The organism is Aquabacterium sp. (assembly GCF_021768455.1).
Lineage (GTDB): Bacteria > Pseudomonadota > Gammaproteobacteria > Burkholderiales > Burkholderiaceae_C > Aquabacterium.
Map to the genome: position 1 here is coordinate 1 of NZ_JAIZVX010000253.1, position 2,706 is coordinate 2,706.

Sequence of the window (2,706 nt, forward strand, 5' to 3'; positions counted from 1 at the left end):
GGCCAGCACGGCCCCGGCGTACATGGGACGGCGCACGGTGTCCGGGCCCTCGATGGCACAGACATCCGCCAGGAAGCCGGCGCCGGCCAGGGCCGCCAGGCGAGGCAAGGTGGCCCGGCCCAGGCTGCTGTGCGCGGCCAGCACCCAGCGGCAGCCTGCCAGCAAAGGCTTCAGCTGGGCGCAGGCGGTTTCGGCGGTCGGGGCATTGAGGTGCGGGGCCTGGGCCCAGTGCACGCGGGCCACACCGGCCAGGCGCGTGGCCTCGTCCAGCACGGCCGGGGCGGCTTCGCCCAGCACCAGCAGTTCGATCGGGCCACCCAGCTTCGTGGCCGCGCCCACCAGGCGGGCGGTCAGCGGGTCCAGGCCGGTCTCGTGGTGCACGGCGATCACCAGGGTCGTTGCGGGGGTGCTCATGCGGCGCGCTCCAGAGGTTGGACCAGGGCCTGCAGGCGGCCCAGCAGGGTGGCGGTGTCGGGCACGCGCTGGCCCGCGGCGCGCGGTGGCGGTTCGGCCCAGTGACGCACCTCGCAAGGGGTGCTCGGGCTCACGCCCAGCTCGGCAGCGGGCAGGGTGCGCAACGGCGCCTTGCGGGCTTTCATGATGGCGGGCAGGTTGATCATGCGTGGGTCGCACAGGCGCAGGTCCACGCCCAGCACGGCGGGCAGGCTCAGGGCCAGGCGTTCGCTGCCCAGGTCGCCGTCGCAGCCCACCTCGATGCCATCGGCCGCCAGCGTCGCGGCATTGACCGACACGGCCTGCGGCCAATCCAGCAGGGCGGCCAGCATGGGCGCCAGGCTGCCCAGGTCGTCGTCGATGGCCTGCTTGCCGCACAGCACCAGGCCCACGCCTTCACGCCGCGCCAGTTCGGCCAGCAGGCGGGCCTCGTCCAGCGGGCTGGGGGGCGTGTCGGTGTCGATCAGGGTGGCGCTGTCGGCGCCCATGGCCAGGCCGGTGCGCAGCACGTCCTGCGTCACCGCCGAGCCGATGGCCACGACCAGCACCTCGCTGACCAGGCCCTGGGCCTTCCAGCGCACGGCCTGCTCCACGGCCACCTCGTCAAAGGGGTTGATCGACATCTTCACGCCCACGGTGTCGACACCGGAGCCATCGGCTTTCACACGCACGCGCACCTGGTGGTCGATCACGCGCTTGAGGGGCACCATCACTTTCATCTTCATCACCTCGGGGTTCAGGACACGGCGCCTTTGCCGTACAGGCCGGTCAGCAGGTGACCGCTGCGGAAGCGCTCGAGCGCATAGGGCGCCAGCGACACATCGGTGGGCAGGCCCAGGGCCTCTTGCGCCAGCAGGCGGCCCACACCGGGCGAGAGCTTGAAGCCATGGCCCGAGAAGCCATAACCCACGATCAGGCCCTTCACATCGGGGATGCGGCCCAGCACGGGGTTCCAGTCGGGCGTGACGTCGTAGACGCCGGTCCAGGAAGAGGCCAGGCCGGCTTCGTCAAAGGCCGGGAAGCGCTGGGCCACCTGCTCGCCCACGTCCACGATGTAGTCGAGCGAGATGTCGCCCTGTTCGTTGTGGGGCTCGGTCAGGGTCTCGCCCACGGTGCCCTCGCTCACCAGCATCTGGTTGCCGCCATAGCTGCGGCAATAGAGCATGCCGGGGGAGCCCAGGTCCTTGAAGACGGGCATCTGGAAGGTGTAGGGGTTGGGGCCTTCCAGGGCCAGCACCGCGTGGCGCTCGGCCACCACCGGCGTGGGGATGCCGGTCCAGCGCGCGATGTCGGTGGCCCAGATGTTCTGGGTGCTGATCACCGTGTTGCTGACGAAGGTGCCTTGCGAGGTCTCCACCCCGGTCACCTGGCCGCCTTCGGTCAGCAGGCGGTGCACCTCCACGCCTTCCATGATCTTCACGCCCAGGCGGCGGGCCGTGCGCGCAAAACTGGTGGCCACCAGGTAGGCGTCGGCAAAGCCGGCCTCGGGCTCGTAGCCGATCAGGGCGGCATCGTCGAACTGGGCAATCGGCAGCAGGCTGCGGGCTTCGTCGCGGCCCAGGTACTGCACGGTCACCCCCTGGTTCACCTGGCCTTGCAGGGCCTGGCGCAGGGGCTCGAGCTTCTCGCCCTCGGGGGCGCAGATCAGGTAGCCGCACTGGACCATGCCGCTGGCGGCGTCTTCGTCCTGCAGGTAGTTGGCGAAATCCTTGAAGACCCCCCAGGAGGACTGGGCCAGCGCCACGTTCTCACGCACGGAATAGTGCGTGCGCAGGATGCCGGAGGACTGGGAGGTCGTGCCTGCACCGATCTGGGTCCGGTCCAGCACCAGCACCTTCTTGGCGCCAAAGCGCGCCAGGTGGTAAGCCACCGAGCTGCCGATGACACCGGCGCCGATGACGATCGCATCAAAGCTGTTCATGAGGGGGGATCTCGCCAAGTTGGGTTGGATGGGGTTGGCCGCCAGTCTCGGGGCAGGTGCCCTGGCCCGGTGATTGCATCAGCAAGGCTTATCCATTGATGAAGTTTCACTGCACTTGCTCGCGGCCCGCCCGCCGCGCCACACCATGCGTTCCATGCAAGCAACCCTGAGCCCCCTCCGCACCACGGCCACCTGGCCGGACCTGCGGGCATTGCACGCCTTCGTGACGGTGTGCGAGCAGGGCTCCATGTCTTTGGCCGCGGCCCGCCTGGGCGTGACCCAGAGCGCCGTGAGCCAGATGATCAAGGCGCTGGAGGCCTGCTACGAACTGC

The 2,706-nt window shown here is 69.8% G+C and carries 3 protein-coding genes and 1 pseudogene; 1 reads left to right on the forward strand and 3 read right to left on the reverse strand.

Going from position 1 to position 2,706, the window contains the following annotated elements; genetic code table 11:
• From QZ994_RS19395 to QZ994_RS19405, 3 genes and pseudogenes are all read right to left on the reverse strand, one after another.
• Nucleotides 1-414, reverse strand: a pseudogene (locus QZ994_RS19395) (electron transfer flavoprotein subunit alpha/FixB family protein); the annotation flags it as partial.
• On the reverse strand, nucleotides 411-1,172 hold the full coding sequence (locus QZ994_RS19400; protein ID WP_290877612.1) for an electron transfer flavoprotein subunit beta/FixA family protein: 762 nt from the start codon (nucleotides 1,170-1,172) through the stop codon (nucleotides 411-413). The gene QZ994_RS19400 and the pseudogene QZ994_RS19395, both read right to left, overlap by 4 nt.
• Before the next feature lie 17 nt (nucleotides 1,173-1,189).
• Nucleotides 1,190-2,374, reverse strand: a complete 1,185-nt coding sequence (locus QZ994_RS19405) for an FAD-binding oxidoreductase (protein ID WP_290877615.1) — start codon at nucleotides 2,372-2,374, stop codon at nucleotides 1,190-1,192.
• Between the two features lie 154 nt (nucleotides 2,375-2,528).
• Here QZ994_RS19405 and QZ994_RS19410 point away from each other — a divergent pair.
• The coding region (locus QZ994_RS19410; protein ID WP_290877618.1) for a LysR family transcriptional regulator at nucleotides 2,529-2,706 on the forward strand (178 nt) is incomplete at its 3' end.

Coding starts and splice junctions, on each gene's coding strand:
- QZ994_RS19400 (WP_290877612.1), bottom strand. CDS start 1,172: ATGAAAGTGATGGTGCCCCTCAAGCGCGTGATCGACCACCAGGTGCGC.
- QZ994_RS19405 (WP_290877615.1), bottom strand. CDS start 2,374: ATGAACAGCTTTGATGCGATCGTCATCGGCGCCGGTGTCATCGGCAGC.